The following is a 17,754-nucleotide window of genomic DNA, read 5'->3' on the forward strand; positions in this document are numbered from 1 at the left end:
CGGCTTCGGGTCGCAGTACGCGCCGTCGAAGTGCAGGTGCTTGCCGTCGAAGGTGACGGTCTCCTCGGTCCACATCCGCTTCACGACCGTCAGCGTCTCGTCGAGGACCTGCAGGCGCTCACCCGCGGACGGGAAGTCGTAGCCGTACGCCTCGTACTCGCGGCGGTACCAGCCCGCGCCGAGACCGAGGATCAGCCGACCGCCGGAGAACACGTCGACGCACGCGGCCTCCTTGGCGAGCAGGCCTGCGTTCCGGTAGGCCGCGCACGTGACGAGCTGCCCGAGACGGATCGTCGAGGTGACCTGCGCGATCGCGGCGAGCGTGGTGAACGCCTCGAACACGTGGGTCGGCTCGCGGCGCGGGACGGTCTCGACGTGGTCGTACACCCAGAGGTGGTCGTAGCCGAGCTGCTCCGCCTCGCGCGCGACCTGCTTGGAGCGCTCCCACGCGTCCGTTGCGGACACGCCGGAGTACTCGAGCTTCCACCCCTGGGGGACGAACGCGCCGTACTCGATGCCGGCCGCGCTCACGCTTTCGCGCTCGTGTCCGCGAACTGCCACCACTGGACCTCGACCATCATCGGGAGGAGGTAGCGCACGTAGCAGTTCGTGATCGAGAGCATCCCGTGGTCCTCGAGCTCCTCGTCGATGATGTCGACGCGCTCATCGTGCTCGCGGTACGCCTTGGCGCGGGTCAGGATGCCGTCGAAGTCGTCCCGGGAGTACACGGCGAATCCGAAGTGATCGAGCCGCGGGCACGTCATCGGCGGGTCGTCCGCGATGAGGAACACGAACTGGTCGATGTCGTAGCAGCCGAACACGAGCTTCCGGCCGTCGACCGTCTCGGTCGGGAACTCCTGCCAGCCGAACACCTCGCCGTAGAAGTCGGTCAGGAGCTTGCGGCCGGCGGGCTCCAGCAGCTCGGACGGCACGCTCATCGCCACGTGGTTGAACCGCGGCTTGCGCGTCCACTCGATTCCGCTCATGTCTTCGCTCCCTCCCGGGATCTGCGCGGCGCGACGAGCACCTTCGCCGGGATCGCGCCCTCGTGGAGCCGCTCGACCGCGTCGAACAGTGCCTCCAGTCCGATGTCGTCCGCCTCGACGAGCTCGTCGCGCGGGAAGCCGGGTGACGCGAGCAGCGCGAGCGCGGCGTCGAACCCGTCGCCGTCGTAGCAGAACGCACCCGTGATCACGAGCTCCTGCAGCAGGATGCGGCTCGGGTTGAAGCGCGGCGGCTGGATGCCCGCGCCGACGAGCACGAGCGTGCCGGTCCGCTTCAGCTGCTCGAGCGCCGTCTCCATCGCGCGCGCGTTGCCGGAGCACTCGAGCGCGACGTCGAACGGCTCGTCGACGAGGTAGTTGGGCGACGGCGGGCCGACGAGCTCGTCGGGGAGGACGGTGCGCGCGCCGAGCCGTTCGCACAGCGCGCGGCGCGCCTCGGACGGCTCGCTCACGACGACGTCCGTGATCCCCTTCGCGATCAGCGCGGCGACCGTCAGCGAGCCGATCGGGCCCGCGCCGGTCACGAGCGCGCGCTGACCCGGTTGCACGCCGCTGCGCGTGATGCCGTGCAGCGCGACCGCGAGCGGCTCCGTGAGCGCCGCGTGACGCAAGGACACGTTCTCCGGCACGCGGATCAGCTCGGCGTCGAGCACCTTCACGTAGTCGGCGAAGGCGCCCTGGAACCCACCGCCCTCGCCGACGGGCTTGCGGCCCGAGCACAGCGACGGCCGGCCGGCCCGGCAGAACTCGCACTCGCCGCACTTGGGCGACGGGCCGCCGATGACCTCGTCGCCGGCGTGCCAGTCGGTGACCTCCGGACCGGTCGCGACGACGACGCCCGAGAACTCGTGCCCGCCGATCGCGTTCCGCGCGCCCCAACCCTCGAGGAAGTGGTGGATGTCCGACCCGCAGATCCCGCAGTGACTGACCTCGAGGAGGACGTCGTGCGGGCCGAGATCCGGGACGGGCCGGTCCTCGACCTCGACGCGCCGGTCGCCCTTGTAGACGGCCGCGCGCATCGTGGACGGAACGGTCGCAGGGAGGGTCGACGCCATGCGGGGCAGTGTGGTCAAACCTGACACGAGCGTCAAGGTTGGCGGTGGGCCAGACTGTCGGGACCGGTCGAGCGCGAGAGGTGTGCCATGGCTGCGGACGTCGTCATCAGGGGCGGGACGGTCGTCGACGGGACGGGTGCGCCGGGCCGGCGCGCCGACGTCGCGATCACCGGTGACCGCATCACCGCGATCGGCGACTCGATCGACGCCGGTGCCGCGCGGGAGCTCGACGCGTCGGGGATGGCCGTCACGCCCGGCTTCGTCGACGTGCACACGCACTACGACGCGCAGGTGTTCTGGGACCCGGCGCTCACGCCGTCGTGCTGGCACGGCGTGACGACCGTGGTCGCCGGGAACTGCGGGTTCAGCCTCGCGCCGTGCCGTCCCGAGCACCGCGGGCTGATGGCACGCACGCTCGAGCACGTGGAGGACATGAGCCTCGCCGCGCTCGAAGCCGGGCTGCCGTGGGACTGGGAGACGTTCGGGCAGTACCTCGACGCGGTCGAGCGGCGCGGCACGGTGCTCAACTACGCGTGCTACGTCGGGCACACCGCGGTGCGACTCTGGGTCATGGGCGACGACGGCTACGACCGCGAGGCGACGTCCGACGAGATCGCGCGCATGGCGAGCGTCGTGCGCGAGTCGCTGGACGCCGGCGCGGCCGGGTTCGCGACGAGCCTCTCCCCCACGCACGCGGGCGACGCCGGCCGTCCGGTCCCGTCACGGCTCGCGAGCGCCGAGGAGATGGAGACGCTGATCCGCGTGCTCGGCGAGGCGGGCAAGGGCGTCGTCGAGATCATCCCGGGGCCTGCGCTGACGCACCAACGGTTGTACGAGCTGCAGCGCGAGGTCGGCGTGCCGATGACCTGGACCGCGCTGCTGACGATGAAGGGCACGCCGTGGGCGGCGTCGATGGCCGAGCTGAACACGGCTGAGCGCGCGAAGGGCTCGGACGTGTGGCCCCAGGTGAGCTGCCGCCCGCTGACGTTCCAGTTCAACCTGCGCGAGCCGTTCACGTTCCAGGTCGTGCCGATCTTCGGCGAGATCCTCGCGTTGCCCCCGTCCGAGCGCGCGGCCCGGTACGCGGACGCGTCGTGGCGCGCACGTGCACAGGACGAGCTCGACCACGGTCGGTTCCTGCGGCCGCGCTGGCACCTCGTGTCGGTCGCGGAGACGTCGACCCATCCCGAGCTGGTGGGGCGTCCGCTGTCGGAAGTCGCGGCGGAGCGCGGGTGCGCGCCGCTCGACGTGATGGTCGAGGTCGCGCTGTCGGAAGACCTCGACACCCGGTTCCGGCAGGTCGTGGCGAACGACGACGACGACCTCATCGCGGAGCTGTTGCGGACCGACGGGATGATGCTCGGCCTCGCCGACTCGGGCGCGCACGTCAGCCAGCTGTGCGACGCGTGCCTGCCCACCGACCTGCTGGGCAACTGGGTGCGCGAGCGCGGCGCGTTGAGCTTCGAGCGCGCGATCCACAAGCTCACCGCCGAGCCCGCGCGCGTGTTCGGCCTGCGCGACCGCGGTGTGATCGCGGAGGGCATGACGGCCGACGTCGTCGTGCTCGACCCCGACGCGGTCGCGCCCGGGCCGCTGCGTCGCGTGCGCGACTTCCCCGCCGGCGCCGAGCGTCTGGTCGCCGACGGACCCGAGGGCATCGCGCACGTCGTCGTCAACGGCACGCCGATCCACGCCGACGGCAAGCCGCTGCCCGAGGCGGTCGAAACGCGCCCGGGCGCGCTGCTGCGTAGCTGACGCGACGGCAACTGCGGCGCCTGGTCGTCAGGCGCGCGGGAGGCCGAGGACGCGCTCGGCGATGATGTTGCGCTGGATCTCGCTCGTGCCGCCCGGGATCGTCCCGGAGAACGAACGCATCCACTGCACGATCCACGCGCCGTCCCTCCACAGGGACGGCCCGCGGAACGAGGAGTCGATGCCCGCGGCGCCGAGCGCCTCCGCACCGGCGTCGAGGCACTTCTGCACCGACTCGCTGCCGTACAGCTTCAGGAGCGAGTGCTCCGGGGACGCCTTCCCCCGCATGAACTTCGAGAAGCCGCGGTAGCCCATGAGCGTCAGCGCCTGCGCATCGATCGCGAAGCCGGCGACCTCGTCACGGAAGCGCGCGTCCTCGCGGAGCGGTCGGCCGTCCGGACCGGGCTCCGCACCGAGCGCGACGAGCTTCTGGACCGCGCGGTCCATGTCGTACGCGTAGTCGATCCACAGCATCGCCCGCTCGTGTGCGAGCGACCCCTGCGTGATCGGCCATCCCTTGTTGAGCTCGCCGAGCAGGTTCTCGGCGGGGACGACGGCATCGGTGAAGAAGACCTCGTTGAAGTCGAGGTAGTCGGGATCGGAGAGCTCGGCGAAGGGGCGCGCCTCGACACCCGGCGTCCGCATGTCGATGATGAGCGCGCTGATGCCACGGTGCTTCGGCGCGTCGGGATCCGTGCGCACGAAGCACAGGCACCAGTCAGCGTGATGCGCACCGGACGTCCACACCTTCTGCCCGTTGACGACGAAGTGATCCCCGTCGAGCACGGCGCGCGTCCGAAGGCTCGCGAGATCGCTTCCGGCGGCCGGTTCGCTCATACCGAGACACCATGCGATCTCGGCGCGCAGCGTTGGGAGGAGGAACCGCTCGCGTTGCGCGTCGGTGCCGTAGTCCTTGATCGACGGGGCGATGATCCCGAGACCCTGCGGGTTGAGGCTGCGAGGGATCTCCCGCTTCTTGAACTCCTCGAAGTAGATCATCTGCTGCGTCGGCGTCGCGTTCCGGCCGCCGAGCTCGGGCGGCCAGCCGGGAACGAGCCAGCCCGCGTCGAACAGCGTCCGCTGCCACGCGCGCGACCAGTCGGTGAGGTTCGCGCTCGACAGCTTCGGCTGAGCTAGGACCTCGGGCGGCGGGACGTTCGCGTCCAGCCACGCGACGAGCTCCGCGCGGAACGCCTCCTCGGCCTCGCCGTAGCGCAGGTGCATGGCGCCGACCCTACTCGTTACCCTGACGCCCCCGTCAGGTCTGGAGAGTCGCGTTGGATCTCGAATTCTCGCCCGAGCAGGAACAGCTGCGCGCCACGGTTCGGCGCTTCCTCTCCGAGCGAGCGCCCGTGTCGCCGTACGTCCGGTCGATGCTCGACGACGCGCGCGGCACGAGCGACGACGTCTGGCGAGGGCTCGCATCGCTCGGTGTGACCGCGCTCGCCGATCCGTCGAGCGCGACTGCGATGGTCGACACGGCGGTCGTGCTCGAGGAGCTGGGCCGAGCGGTGCACCCCGGCCCGTTCACCTCGTCGGCGGTCGGTGCGGTCGGCGTCGTCGCGCTGGCGGGGACCGAGCGTGACCGCGAGACGTGGATGGCCGCGCTCACTTCCGGCGAGACGGTCGGCACGGTCGCGCTGCTCGAGCCGGCGCGCCGGTACCAATGGCGCTCGCCGGTGACGCGCGCGACACGCGTCGCGGACGACGAGTGGCGCGTCGACGGGACGAAGGTGCACGTCCGCGACGCGTCCGCGGCCGACGTCGTGTTCGTCGTCGCGAGCGGCGCGGACGGCGAGCTCGGCGTCTTCGCCGTCGACGCGGCCGATCCCGCGGTCGCGGTCGACGCGACGCCGACCGTCGACGGCACGCGCAAGGAGGCCACCGTCGTGCTCGACGGTGCGCGTGCACGCCGTCTGGGCGACGACGACCGCGGCAACAGCGGCGGTGGTTGTGCAACGGGTGCCGTCGCGCAGGTCGTCGACCGGCTCGCGGTGGCCGACGTGGTCGACGGCGTAGGCGCGGCAGCGCGCGCGTTGGAGCTCGCGGTGGAGTACGCGAAGGCACGCGAGCAGTTCGGGCGGCCAATCGGATCGTTCCAGGCCGTCCAGCACCTCTGCGCGGACATGCTCCAGGCCGTCGAGCTGGCTCGCGCCGGCGCGTACTACGCGTGCTGGGCCCTGGACGCCGCCGACGCGTGCGAGCGCCACCGCGCCGCGACGATGGCGAAGGCGTTCGCGTCGGACGAGCTCTACCGGGTGGGCGCGAGCGCGCTCCAGGTCTTCGGCGGCGTCGGCTTCACCTGGGAGCATGACATCCACCTCTATCTGAAGCGGCTGATGTCGCTCAGGCAGGTCGGCGGCACCAGCGACGACCACCTCGCCGAGCTCGCCTCGATCGCGCTCGACGGCTGAGCCCGTTCCTCAATTCTCAATTGTGGTTCAGCGCGCTCAACGAGCGCTGAACCACAATTGAGGCGGTTACTGACACACCCCGCTGGTTGCATGTCTGATCATGGGCACCGGGCCAGGGTTCGATGCGGCTGTCGCCGCGATCGCGAGCTCGCAACGCGGGCTCGTCACGTACGAGCAGCTCGTCGCGCTCGGCGCAACGGGCACGATCGTTCGCCGGCGCCTCGCCCAGCGGCGGTGGACGAAGATGCGTCCTGGCGTCTACCGGATCGAGGGCTACCCGCCGGACTGGCATCAGGACCTGCTCGCCGCGTGCCTCGCGACGAGCGGAACGGCGCTCGCATCGCACCGCGCCGCCGGGCTCGTGTGGGGCCTGCCCGGTCTGGAGCCCGGACGGCTCGAGGTGATGGTCCACGGACCGCGGTGGCACCGCTTGCCCGGCGTCGCATGTCACCAGTCCATCGATCTCCCCGACTCGGACCGAACGACGAGGGACGACATCCCGGTCACCACCATCGACCGCACGCTCATCGACCTCGGTCGCTACCTGGGATTCGCGGCGCTCGAAGAGGCGGTCGACGACGCGCTCCGGCGCGGCCTGACAACGATCGACCGTCTTGCGAAGCGGGCCATCGACCTCGACCGACCCGGGCGTCGTGGCCGCCAAGTCATCCGTGCCGTGCTCCGCGCACGCGATCCTTCAGGCCGCGGTCCCGAGAGCATCCCCGAGCGCCGGCTCGTCCGCGCCCTGCGCCGTCGTGGTCTCCCGGACCCGGTACTCCAGTTCGACATCTGCGACGGCCCGCACTTCGTCGCGCGCGTCGACGCGGCGTATCCCGAACGCCGTCTCGCGATCGAGTACGACAGCTACGAGCACCACAGTGGTCGCGGGCAACACGAGCGCGATCTCGCTCGACGGAACCGCATCCAGGCGCTCGGCTGGCAGGTCTTCCACGCGACCGCCGCGGACGTCCGCGATCCGACGGACCTCGTCGCCGCGATTCGTACGGCGCTCGCCGCGTGACCTCGTCACTCTTGTGGTTCGGCGCCACATAGGCGCGCCGAACCACAATTGTGGCTAGCGGTGCGTCAGGAGGAGGCAGCCACAGGTGTTGCCGCCGCCCGCCGCCGCGATCGCGACCTCCGGTCGGCTCGGCACCTGGCGGTCGCCGGCCTCGCCCCAGAGCTGCACGCACGCCTCGTGCAGGAACCCGTAGCCGTGCAACCGTCCGCCCGAGAGCTGCCCGCCGTGCGTGTTGAGCGGGAGCTCGCCGTCGCGCGCGATGCGCGCGCCACCCTCGACGAACGGGCCGCTCTCCCCCACACCGCACAGCCCGAGCGCCTCCAGCCAGCTCATCGTGAGGAAGCTGAACCCGTCGTAGAGCTCGGCGATCTGCACATCGGACGGGCGCAGATCGGTGCGCGTCCACAGCTGCGCGCCCGCGTCGCGGTTCGCCATCGTCGACAGGTCGTCGAACTGGTCCCACGACGGACGGCCGCGGATCGCGGCGCCCACCGCCTCGACCTGGATCGGCGTCTTGCGCAATCCGTCGGCCGCGTCACGACGCGACACGACGACCGCGGTGGCGCCGTCGCACGGAACGTCGCAGTCGAAGAGGCAGAACGGCGTCGAGATCATGCGCGCCGCGAAGTAGTCGTCCATCGACATGGGGTCGGTGTAGATCGCGTTCGGGTTCAGCGCCGCGTTCTTCCGCGCGTTCAACGCGATCTGCGCGAGCTGGTCGCGCGTCGTCCCGTACTGGTGGAAGTGACGCTGGGCGAACATCCCGATCCAGATCGCGGCGGACGGCGCCGAGAACGGCAACGTCCACTGCTGGAAGCCGCCCGCGCGCGGGATCCGCACCGGACCACCGCCACCACCCCCGCCGCCACCGCTGCCGCCCCCGCCGTCACCGCCACCGCCCGGCATCACCGCGGAGCGACCCTTGGCGCCCTGCGCGCTGCCCTCCCACACGCTGCGGAAGCACACGACGTGCGTGGCGAGTCCGGACGCGACCGCGAGACACGCGTTGATGACGGAACCGAGCTGGCCCGACGTCTCGAGGCCGCTGTTGTACCAACCAACGGAAAGACGCAGCGCGTCCATCACGTCGTACGCGCCCGCGCCCGAGAACCCCGGCGGGACGTCCATCGGCCCCGGGTACGTCGACAGACCGTCGATGTCGGCGACCGTCAACCCGGCGTCGTCGATCGCCGCGAGACACGCGTCGAGCGTCAGGTCGAGCGGGTCGCGGAACAGGCGACGGCCGATCTCGGACTGTCCGGCCCCGGTGATGCACGCGCGCCGCTCGATGATCTCGTTCGCGCCGTTGTCGGCCGCCATCACGCGCCCTTCCCGTCCGGCTCGAACAGCGGCAGGTACACGTCGTCGGGGTCGTCGGGATGGCGCTCGAAGACGACGCGCACGGGCATGCCGATCGTCACGTCGTCCGGCGCGCACCCGACGATGTTCGTGGTGAGCCGCACGTCGGGCTGCTCGACGATCTCGACGATCGCCACGACGTACGGCAACTCGGGACCGGGCATCCACGGCTGGTGGTTGATCGAGTACGTCGCGACCGTCGCTCGTCCGGACACCGGCTCGGGGACGACGTCCTTCGAGAGGCACTTCGGGCACCGCGGCGTCGGCGGGTGCACGTAGTACCCGCAGTCCTGGCAGCGCAGGAAGCGCAGACGGCCGTCTGCACCCGACGTCCAGAAGAACCGGTTGCGGTCGTCGAGCCGGGGCAGCATCCGGAACGGCACCGCCGTCTCGTCGGACACGCGCTCACCTACCTCGGTCACGTCAGTCGGCCTCCGCGGGTGGCGCGGCGTCGAAGCCGCGCCGCGCCGAGGGGATGGCCTCGACGGCCGGCAGCAACCCGAAGCCGGGGATCGTCAACATGATCGAGCCGAGGACTTCCTCCCACGTCGCGCCGACCTCGCGAGCGAGCATCGCGTGACGCTGGATCCCGGGCGGGTTCCGCAGCACCACCGTGCACACGAGCCGGATGAGCTCGTGCGTCTTGCGGTCGGGCGCGCGCAGCGAGTCGATCTGGGCCATGTACGAGTTCTGCGCGGCGTGCAACGCCGGGAAGACCTCGTGCAGCGGTCCCTCGAACGGGAAGTTGAAGTCCTGGTACGTCATGCCCTCATCATGACGCCGGACGGGCCCGCGCGGTCACGCCGTGGCCGGGCGGAACAACGGCAGCGTGAACTCGTCGCTCGTCGGGCGGAACGTCACCTCGACCGGCATGCCGACGCGCAGGTCGTCGAAGGCGCAGTCGACGACGTTCGTCATCATCCGCGGGCCCTCGTCGAGCTCGACGATCGCGGCGACGTACGGCACGCGCTCGGGAAACGGGGGCAGGTCGTTCACGTGGACGACGGACCACGTGTACAGCGTCGCCTTTCCGCTGACCTCGGCCCACTCGACGCGCGGGCTCCAGCACTTCGGGCAGAACGGCCGCGGGTAGAACGAGTACTCACCGCAGTCCTGGCAGTGCTTGACGATCAGACGACCGTCGCGCGCCGCGTCCCAGAACGGACGCGTCTCGTTGTCCGGGCTCGGCAGGTCGAAGCGCATCGCGGGCCGCGCCATCGAGGTTCGTTCCCGCCGACGTCAGACCCGGCTCGGGAGTGACGCCGTCGCCTCTCCCTGGAGCTTCGACTCGCCGTCCTGGTTCACGACGAGGCAGTCGAGGTCCACGAGATGCTCGCCGCCTTCGTCGCGCTTGGCCTTCACCGTGATCGACGTCTTCAGCGTCTCGCCGGGCCACGTCTGCTTCGTGAACCGCACCTTGTACGTCTTCAGGTTCCCGACGCCGACGTAGTCGGTGAGCGCCTTGCCGAGAAGCCCCGCCGTGAACATGCCGTGGCCGAACACGCCCGGGAGGCCCGCTTCCTGCGCCGCGACCTGGTCGGTGTGCATCGGGTTGAAGTCACCGGACGCGCCCGCGTACATGACGAGGTCCGTGCGCGTGAGCTGATGCGTGAGCTCGGGCGCGGCGTCGCCCTCCTTCACGTCCTCGTAGAAGAGCTTCTGCTCGGCCATGGCGGCGCGCTCCCTGACTCGGGCGGGGGTCGGGTTGCTACCCGTTCCCTGACACGGCTGTCAACTTGTGAACGGTGTCGGTACGCTCCCGTCCATGGTGCCCGATTGGCGGCTGCGGACCGTCCCCGAGGACCTCGTCCGCCGCTACCGGCGTGAGCGCCTGTGGACCGACGAGACACTCGCGGATCTCGTCATCGACGGCGTCACCGCACATCCGGAGCTCGTCTTCCGGGTCTGGTCACGCGAGCGCCCCGTCACCACCACCATCGGCGACGTGCGCGACCGCGCGCAACGGCTCGCGGGTGGGCTCGCGGCGCGCGGCATCGGCGCGGACGACGTCGTCGCGTTCCAGATCCCGAACTGGATCGAAGCCGCGGTGACCTTCTACGGCGTCACGATGCTCGGCAGCGTGCTCGTGCCGATCGTGCACTTCTACGGCACGAGGGAGGTGCGCCACATCCTGCGCGAGACACGCGCGCGAGTGCTGATCACCGCCGACCGTTTCGGGCACAACGACTACCTTGCCAACCTGGCCTCGATGCGCGACGAGCTCCCGGACCTCGAGCTCGTCGTCACCGTGGGTGACACGCCGTCGGGCACGGTCGCGTTCGACGACGTGCTCGGGCACGAGCGGCTCGCACACCCGAACGAGGTCGACCCCGACGCCCCGGCGGTCATCGGCTACACGTCGGGCACGACGGCCAACCCGAAGGGCGTCGTGCACTCGCACCGCACGCTCGTCGCCGAGCTGCACCAGGTCGTCGAGATGAACGCGATGCCGGGCCCGCGGCCGATGCTCGTCGGTGCGCCCGTCGGCCACGCGATCGGCATGCAGGCCGGCCTGCTGACGCCGCTCGTGCGCGGTCAGTCGATCCATCTGACCGACGTGTGGGACCCGGCGACCGTGCTCGCCGCGATGGAGGAGGCCGACCTGACCGCGGGGAGCGGCTCGACGTACTTCCTCCAGAGCCTGCTCGAGCACCCCGACTGCACGGACCGGCATCGCGAGTTGATCGGCGCGGTCGGGCTGGGCGGGTCGTCGGTTCCCGCGTCGGTCGCGGAGCGGGCCGAGGCGCTCGGGATCTCGATCACTCGGTCGTACGGCTCGACCGAGCACCCGTCGACGACGGGCGCGTCGCACGAGGAGCGACGCGCGAAGCGGAACTTCACGGACGGGCGCGTGCTCGCGGGCGTCGAGATCCGCCTCGTCGACGACGCCGGGCGTGACGTGCCAGCCGGCGAAGCAGGCGAGATCTGGAGTCGCGGTCCCGACCTGTGCGTGGGCTACACCGATCCCACGATCACCGACGCGGCGTTCGACGCGGCCGGCTGGTACGCGAGCGGCGACATCGGCGTGCTCGACGCCGACGGCTACCTGACGATCACCGACCGCAAGAAGGACATCATCATCCGCGGCGGCGAGAACATCAGCGCGGCCGAGGTGGAGGACCTCCTCGCGCGCATGCCGGGCGTCGCGGAGGTCGCGGTCGTGGCCGCGCCGGACGCGCGTCTCGGTGAGCACGCGTGCGCGTTCGTGCGCGTGCTGCCCGGTCGCGAGGTGCCCTCGCTCACGGACGTACGCGCGCACCTCGATGCCGCCGGTCTCGCGCGGCAGAAGTGGCCAGAGGAGCTGCGGGCGATCGACGAGATGCCGCGCACACCGTCGGGCAAGGTCAAGAAGTTCGTGCTGCGCGAGGAGCTGCGGCGCGAAGGCTGACCGTCAGTTGCACAGCCGCTTCATGCCTGCACCATCGGCAGCAGGCAGCCTCCTGTGAAGCGTCACCGCCACAGAGGCGCGCTCACGCTTCACAGAACGCAGGGGCGATCACGGGTCGCGAGGCAGTCCCAGCAGCCGCTCGGCGATGACGTTGCGCTGCACGTCGGTCGTGCCCCCCGCGATCGTGAGGCAGCGGTTGAACAAGAAGCCGTGGATCCACATCGAGGCGTCGCCGTCGTGGACCGCGCCCGCGCCGCCGAGCATCTCGAGGCCGACCTCTTGCACGCGCTGGTCGTGCTCCGCGCCCAGCAGCTTGCGCACCGCGGCTTCCGAACCGCTCGGGTCGGCACCCGCGAGCGCCTTCAACGTCAACCGGAAGCCGAGCACCGCGAGCGCGTGCGCCTCGCAGACGAACCCGCCCACCTGGTCGAGCGCGACCTCGTGCTCGACGGCGCCGGTCGACTGCAGCAGGCGCAGCAACCCCTCGACGCCGTAGCCGATCGACGACCCGCTCCCCATGAACACGCGCTCGTTCGCGAGCGTGGTGCGCGCGGCACGCCAACCGTCGTGCTCGCGTCCGACGAGGCAGTCCTCGGGGACGAACACGTCGTCGAAGAACACCTCGTTGAACCACGCTTCGCCGGTGAGCTCGCGGAGCGGACGGATGTCGATCCCCGGTGTTCGCATGTCGAGCATGAAGCAGCTGATGCCGTCGTGCTTCGGCGCGTCGGGGTTCGTGCGCGCGAGGCAGATGCCCCAGTCCGCTTCGCGCGCCATCGACGTCCACACCTTCTGCCCGTTGAGCACCCAGCCGCCCTCGACGCGCGTCGCGCGCGTCGTGAGCGACGCGAGGTCCGAACCTGCTCCCGGCTCGCTGAACAGCTGGCACCAGTTGATCTCGCCGCGCAGCGTCGGCATGATCCACCGCTCCTGCTGCTCGGCGGTCCCATACACGATGAGCGTCGGCAACGCCCACGCGCCGACCGCGATCGACGGGATGCGGATCCTGGCCCGCTTCATCTCCTCGGCGATGACGAGCTGCTCGAGCGCGTCGGCATCCCGCCCCCACGGCTTCGGCCAGCTCGGCACGACGTAGCCCGCCTCGGCGAGCCGGTTGCGCCGCTCCTGCGCGTCGAGCGGTTCGAGCCCGGCGAGGAACGACCGCAGCTCCTCGCGCAGCGCCTCGGCCTCGGGCGGCAGGTCGACGGTCAGGGCGCGTCGCGCGCCGTCGAGCGCGAGCCGGGCCGCGCGCACGCGCCACGCGCTCGACGGTCCGAGCAGCTGGCGGGTGACGAGCGCGCGGCGCAGGTACATGTGCGCGTCGTGCTCCCAGGTGAACCCGATGCCGCCGTGGTTCTGGATGCAGTCCTTCGCGCAGTGCGCGAAGGCATCGATGGCGAGGCTCGCCGCGGCCGCCGCGGTCAGCGGCGCGACGTCCGGCTCCGTCGCGGCGCGCGCTGCGTCCCACGCGGCGGCGCGGGCGAGCTCGGTCTGGGCGAGCATGTCGGAGCACCGGTGCTTCGGCCCCTGGAACTGCCCGACCGGCCGGCCGAACTGCTGACGGACCTTCACGTACTCGGCCGACGTGTCGACGCACCATTGCGCGCCACCAACCGCCTCGGCGGCGAACAGCGTGACGGCGAGCTCGCGCACACGCATGTCGTCGAGCTCACGCAGCTGACGTGATGCGGGGACGACGACGTCCGCGACCGTGATCTCCGCGACACGACGGACGAGGTCGAGGCTCTTCAGCTCGCGCGCCGTGAACTCACCCTCGACCAGGACGCACCACGTGTCGCCCGCGCGCGCGACGACGAGTCCGGCGAGGTGCCCGGACAACACCGGCGACACCGTGCCTGACACGCGCAGCCCGCCGTCGGCGTCCTGCGCGTCGAGCGCGCCGTCGAGCGCGACGGTGCCAACGGTCGAGCCGTCGGCAAGCGCGGGAACGAGGCCCGCCGCGATCTCCTTGTCCGCCAGCTGCAGCAGGGCCGATGCGAGCACCGTCGGGAGGAACGGCCCGGGGGCGACGGCGCGCCCGAGCTCCTCGAGCACGACAGCGAGCTCGGGGATGCCGTAGCCCTCGCCGCCGTACACCTCGTCGACGTGGAGTCCGAGCCAGCCCTGCTCGCGCAGCGCGTGCCAGAACGAGGGCATGTCCTCGCGCTCGGCGTCGAGCAGCGCGCGCGGCACGGCGGGCGGGCAGTGCCGTTCGACCCAGCCGCGGACGGCCTCGTGCAGCGACTCGTGGTCTTCGGAGATCCCGATGGGCATGCGGGCGATGTTAGGCCCGTACCTGACCCCGGCGTCAGGGAACGCGGAGCGGCGCGGCGTGCGTCAGGCGATGCGCTCGTCGCCCCGGTAGACCGAGATCGCCTGGGTCGGGCATCCCTGCGCGGCGTGGATGATCTTGTCCTCGGGCTCGCCGTCGGGGTTGGTCACGATCGCGATGCCGTCGTCGTCGAGGTCGAACACGCCGGGCGCCCAGAAGCCGCAGTTGCCCGATCCCATGCACGCGTCTCGGTCGATCTCGATGCGCAACGCCATGTCGTCAACGCTACTTGCGCTCGCACACCTCCTTCCGCTCACAGGCGCGCCGCGACCTGACGTGCGAGCGACAGGAGCGCGTCGCTCTTCGCGTTCGGGTCATGGGTGAGGTTCGAGTACGCGAACGCATAGACGTTGCCGCTCTTCACGAACTGGCAGTCGACCAGACCCGACGGCCCCGCCGCGCTCACGAACGCCTGCTCGCCGAGGTCGGACACGTCGCGCGCGTCGGCGTGCACGGTGCGGGCGTAGTACTGCGTGCCGGCGTAGATCCGGAACTGCAGCAGCTGCCCGGACGTGCTCGTCGCCTCGTACAGACACGCGGACGCGGCGCCGCGCACACGCGACGAGTCCTCGACGCGTCGTGGTTGCTCACCGAACAGCTTCGCCGCGTCGGCCGGCGTCAGCAGCCGGCACGCCTCGTCCGGCGCGACGTTCGGGGCGGTCGTCGTGGTCGTGCGCGCCGAGCGACCGCTGCCGCCGCCGCCGCACCCGCTGACGACGACGAGCAGCGTGGCGGCGACGGCCGTGACCGCGCGCGTCACGGCGAGAGCGCGAGGAACTCGTCGTATCGCGCCGCGACCGCCCCGGCCCATGCCGGATCGGGCTCGACCCGACGGCCGGTGCGCGCCCATCGGCCGGCGTCGGCCATGTTGGTCTCGAGCCCCACGGCCATGCGGGCGAGGTAGGCCGAGCCGAGCGCGCCACCTTCGGGTACCGCGACGCAGTCGACGGGCAGACCGGTGCAGTCGGCCAGCGCCTGCACCCACTCGTCGACCCGCGTGCCGCCTCCGGTCGCGATGATCCGGCGCGGGCTCGTTCCGGTGTCGCGGGCGGTTGCGTCGATCATGCGACGCGCGACGAACCCGGACGCCTCGAAGGCGGCCCGGCGCAGCGCAGCGGCGTCGTGCGTGAGGTCCAGACGGCCCAGCGCGCCCCGCAACGTGTGGTCGTCGTAGGGGACGCGCTCACCGCGCGGGTACGGCGCCCACACCGGAACCGCGCCGGGCGACGCGGGCTCCGACGACTCGCGCAGCCACCCGGTGGCCCAGTTGACGAAGAGCCCACCCGCGTTGCTCGGGCCACCGACGAGCATCTTGCCCGGCGTCGTGTGCGGGATCGCGTAGTGACCCGCCGGTGCCTGCTCGCTCGTGGTCACGGACCAGACGATCAGGGTCGTGCCCAGGATGACCATGACGTCGCCGTCCTCGTCGGCACCCGCGACGATCTGCTCCGCGAGTGCGTCGATGCAACCGGACGCGAGGACCGGCCCGTCGTCACCGTCGACGCGCCCGCACTCCCACGCGGTGGGGACGAGTCGCGGCAGCTGGTCGGTGGTGATCCCGAGATCCTTCGCGAGCTGCTCGTCCCATCCGACCCAGTCGAAGAGCGGGTACGCGGTCGACGCCGTCGACGTGTCGAGGACCGCCTCGCCCGACAGCGCGTGGTTCGCGACGGACTGCGCGGGCCAGAAGCCCGTCGCGCCCGGATAGGCGTCGCGCAGCCAGCGGAGGAAGGCGAGGAGCTCGCCGGACTCGGCCGGGTTGACGCCGGCTCCGGCCTCTGCCGTGCGTCCGCGCGCGTCGCCGTAGAGCAGGCCCGGCGCGCGTGGGATGCCGTCGGCGTCGACGGCCGTGAGCGAGGGCACCATCGCGGCGACGCTGACCGCACGCGGCCGCACGTCGCCGAGCTGCTCGAGCGCGGCGCGCGGCCCTCGCCGCCACGCCTCGTCGGCGTCGTGCTGCATCTGGTCGGGTTGCGGGATCTGCAGCGCGTGCGGCACACGCGAGCGCGCGACGACGTTGCCGTCCGCGTCCGCCGCGATCGCCTTCACGGAACCGGTGCCGATGTCGATCCCGACCGTGATCTCGCCGTCGTTGCTCACGCTGGAATCATGCCTCCCGAGGTCGGAGCGAGCGCAGCACGTCGTCGTGCAGGAGACCGTTCGTCGCGACCGCGCTCCCACCGTCGAAGCGCGCTGCGCCGCTGAGATCGGTGAACCGCCCGCCAGCCTCCTCGACGACGACCATGACGGCCGCGAGGTCCCACGGACTGAGTCCGACGGGTTCGATCGCGACGTCGACCGCGCCCTCGGCGACGAGCACGTAGGACCAGAAGTCCCCGAAGCCGCGTGAGCGCCAGCACCGGCGCTCCAACGCGAGCAGCGCGTCGCCGAGGCCGCATGCCGCGAAGCTCGTGTAGTCGTCGATCGACAGGTGCGCGTCCTCGAGGCGCGCGACAGCCGAGACGTGCACCGGCTCGCCGTCGACGAACGCGCCGTTACCGCGCGACGCCCACCAGCGACGGCCGAGCGCCGGCGCGGAGACGACCCCGACCGTCACGACGCCGTCCTCGACGAGCGCGACCAGCGTGGCCCAGACGGGGAGGCCGCGCACGTAGCCCTTGGTGCCGTCGATCGGGTCGACGATCCATGTCCGCCGGGCGCGGCCGCGCGGCCGGCGCGCGCCGTCGTGCGGCATCTCGCCGTACTCCTCACCGAGGAGGGCGTCGCGCGGACGCTCGCGCGCGAGTCGGTCGCGGAGCGCGCGCTCGACGGCGCGGTCGGCTTCGCTGACGGGCGTCAGGTCGGGCTTCGTCTCGACGACGAGATCACGCGCGCGAAAGCGCGCCGTCGTGAGCGCGTCGGCGTCGTCGGCGAGCTGCAGCGCGAGCGCGAGGTCCTCGTCGATGGCGGCCGATCGTAACGACGATCGACGCAGGCCGCCCGAGCGTGCGATGTCGGGTTCAGACCTCGACGACGAGCTCGTAGATCGCGGTGCTCTCCACCGGAGGCGCTTCGGCGGGACGTCGCGCGATCATCTGGTCGAGGCCGGCACGGGCATTGCTCTCCGAGTCGAAGATCACCGCGCCGACGCCCGTCGTTCCGTCGACCGAGCGCAGGAACCGCGCGGTCTGGAAGCCGGTCAACGTCTTGATCGCCGGGATCATCACCTCGTTGAGGAACTTCTCCGCATCGGCGCGGTCGCGCCCCTTCAGGTTCACGTTGGTGACGGCTGCGAACGACATCGGCGTCCCCTCCCGTCCGTCCGGGCACCCGCGTCGCAGACGCGCCGCGAGCCGGACAGTTGCCGAACGGCCGGTGTAACCCCGAGAGGATCCGGCGTCAACCGCGACCCGACGCGCCGCGTCGGTCGCGGACACATCTCCGCTCTTGGCGCCTTCGGCGCCGGGTGATCCCCGTGGTCGCGCTCGC

At 71.4% G+C, this 17,754-nt stretch carries 19 protein-coding genes; 4 read left to right on the forward strand and 15 right to left on the reverse strand.

Going from position 1 to position 17,754, the window contains the following annotated elements; genetic code table 11:
• The 3 genes from VFC33_14125 to VFC33_14135 all read right to left on the reverse strand — a co-directional run.
• A partial coding sequence (locus VFC33_14125) for an LLM class flavin-dependent oxidoreductase (GenBank protein HZR14375.1) occupies positions 1-531 on the reverse strand: 531 nt, incomplete at its 3' end.
• Entirely contained in the window at positions 528-986 is a 459-nt protein-coding gene (locus VFC33_14130) for a hypothetical protein (GenBank protein HZR14376.1), read from the reverse strand. The genes VFC33_14125 and VFC33_14130, both read right to left, overlap by 4 nt.
• Complete coding sequence (locus VFC33_14135; GenBank protein ID HZR14377.1) at positions 983-2,059, reverse strand: alcohol dehydrogenase catalytic domain-containing protein; 1,077 nt, start codon at positions 2,057-2,059, stop codon at positions 983-985. The genes VFC33_14130 and VFC33_14135 overlap by 4 nt, the downstream gene beginning before the upstream one ends.
• Before the next feature lie 87 nt (positions 2,060-2,146).
• Here VFC33_14135 and VFC33_14140 point away from each other — a divergent pair, with 87 nt between their 5' ends.
• Positions 2,147-3,814 carry a D-aminoacylase gene (locus tag VFC33_14140; GenBank protein ID HZR14378.1) on the forward strand — a complete coding sequence of 556 codons (1,668 nt, stop codon included), beginning with the start codon at positions 2,147-2,149 and terminating at the stop codon, positions 3,812-3,814.
• Positions 3,815-3,841: 27 nt separating this feature from the next.
• Here the strand turns inward: VFC33_14140 and VFC33_14145 are convergent, their stop codons facing one another.
• On the reverse strand, positions 3,842-5,035 hold the full coding sequence (locus tag VFC33_14145) for an acyl-CoA dehydrogenase family protein (protein ID HZR14379.1): 1,194 nt from the start codon (positions 5,033-5,035) through the stop codon (positions 3,842-3,844).
• 53 nt (positions 5,036-5,088) lie between these two features.
• Between VFC33_14145 and VFC33_14150 the strand changes: the two genes are divergently transcribed.
• Complete coding sequence (locus VFC33_14150; protein HZR14380.1) at positions 5,089-6,225, forward strand: acyl-CoA dehydrogenase; 1,137 nt, start codon at positions 5,089-5,091, stop codon at positions 6,223-6,225.
• A gap of 100 nt (positions 6,226-6,325) precedes the next feature.
• On the forward strand, positions 6,326-7,246 hold the full coding sequence (locus VFC33_14155) for a hypothetical protein (protein HZR14381.1): 921 nt from the start codon (positions 6,326-6,328) through the stop codon (positions 7,244-7,246).
• A 54-nt stretch (positions 7,247-7,300) separates the two neighbouring features.
• Here VFC33_14155 and VFC33_14160 read toward each other — a convergent pair whose 3' ends face one another.
• The 5 genes from VFC33_14160 to VFC33_14180 are packed head-to-tail and all read right to left on the reverse strand — an operon-like array spanning position 7,301 to position 10,276.
• Positions 7,301-8,566 (reverse strand): thiolase family protein, encoded by a 1,266-nt coding sequence (locus VFC33_14160; GenBank protein HZR14382.1) that lies wholly within the window; start codon positions 8,564-8,566, stop codon positions 7,301-7,303.
• Positions 8,566-9,006, reverse strand: a complete 441-nt coding sequence (locus VFC33_14165) for a Zn-ribbon domain-containing OB-fold protein (GenBank protein HZR14383.1) — start codon at positions 9,004-9,006, stop codon at positions 8,566-8,568. Before VFC33_14165 ends, VFC33_14160 begins: the two co-directional genes overlap by 1 nt.
• A gap of 22 nt (positions 9,007-9,028) precedes the next feature.
• Positions 9,029-9,370, reverse strand: a complete 342-nt coding sequence (locus VFC33_14170) for a hypothetical protein (GenBank protein HZR14384.1) — start codon at positions 9,368-9,370, stop codon at positions 9,029-9,031.
• A 33-nt stretch (positions 9,371-9,403) separates the two neighbouring features.
• A complete protein-coding gene (locus VFC33_14175) occupies positions 9,404-9,823 on the reverse strand; it encodes a Zn-ribbon domain-containing OB-fold protein (GenBank protein ID HZR14385.1) in 420 nt (139 codons plus the stop codon).
• A 21-nt stretch (positions 9,824-9,844) separates the two neighbouring features.
• Positions 9,845-10,276, reverse strand: a complete 432-nt coding sequence (locus VFC33_14180; protein HZR14386.1) for a MaoC/PaaZ C-terminal domain-containing protein — start codon at positions 10,274-10,276, stop codon at positions 9,845-9,847.
• 94 nt (positions 10,277-10,370) lie between these two features.
• On the opposite strand from VFC33_14180, the gene VFC33_14185 reads away from it, so the two are divergent.
• Complete coding sequence (locus VFC33_14185; protein HZR14387.1) at positions 10,371-11,993, forward strand: AMP-binding protein; 1,623 nt, start codon at positions 10,371-10,373, stop codon at positions 11,991-11,993.
• A 108-nt stretch (positions 11,994-12,101) separates the two neighbouring features.
• On the opposite strand, the gene VFC33_14190 is transcribed toward VFC33_14185, so the two are convergent.
• The 6 genes from VFC33_14190 to VFC33_14215 all read right to left on the reverse strand — a co-directional run bounded on the left by VFC33_14190 (position 12,102) and on the right by VFC33_14215 (position 17,567).
• Positions 12,102-14,267, reverse strand: a complete 2,166-nt coding sequence (locus VFC33_14190; GenBank protein ID HZR14388.1) for an acyl-CoA dehydrogenase — start codon at positions 14,265-14,267, stop codon at positions 12,102-12,104.
• 63 nt (positions 14,268-14,330) lie between these two features.
• Positions 14,331-14,540, reverse strand: coding sequence for a ferredoxin (locus VFC33_14195; GenBank protein ID HZR14389.1), 210 nt, complete (start codon positions 14,538-14,540; stop codon positions 14,331-14,333).
• A gap of 38 nt (positions 14,541-14,578) precedes the next feature.
• Positions 14,579-15,085: a hypothetical protein gene (locus VFC33_14200; GenBank protein HZR14390.1), complete on the reverse strand. Its 507-nt coding sequence runs from the start codon at positions 15,083-15,085 to the stop codon at positions 14,579-14,581.
• On the reverse strand, positions 15,082-16,425 hold the full coding sequence (locus tag VFC33_14205; protein HZR14391.1) for an FGGY-family carbohydrate kinase: 1,344 nt from the start codon (positions 16,423-16,425) through the stop codon (positions 15,082-15,084). Before VFC33_14205 ends, VFC33_14200 begins: the two co-directional genes overlap by 4 nt.
• A gap of 7 nt (positions 16,426-16,432) precedes the next feature.
• Entirely contained in the window at positions 16,433-17,278 is an 846-nt protein-coding gene (locus VFC33_14210) for an inositol monophosphatase family protein (GenBank protein HZR14392.1), read from the reverse strand.
• A 7-nt stretch (positions 17,279-17,285) separates the two neighbouring features.
• Positions 17,286-17,567 carry a hypothetical protein gene (locus tag VFC33_14215; protein ID HZR14393.1) on the reverse strand — a complete coding sequence of 94 codons (282 nt, stop codon included), beginning with the start codon at positions 17,565-17,567 and terminating at the stop codon, positions 17,286-17,288.
• Between the last annotated feature and the right edge of the window lie 187 nt (positions 17,568-17,754).

Source organism: Acidimicrobiia bacterium, from assembly GCA_035651955.1.
Classification (GTDB): domain Bacteria; phylum Actinomycetota; class Acidimicrobiia; order IMCC26256; family JAMXLJ01; genus JAMXLJ01.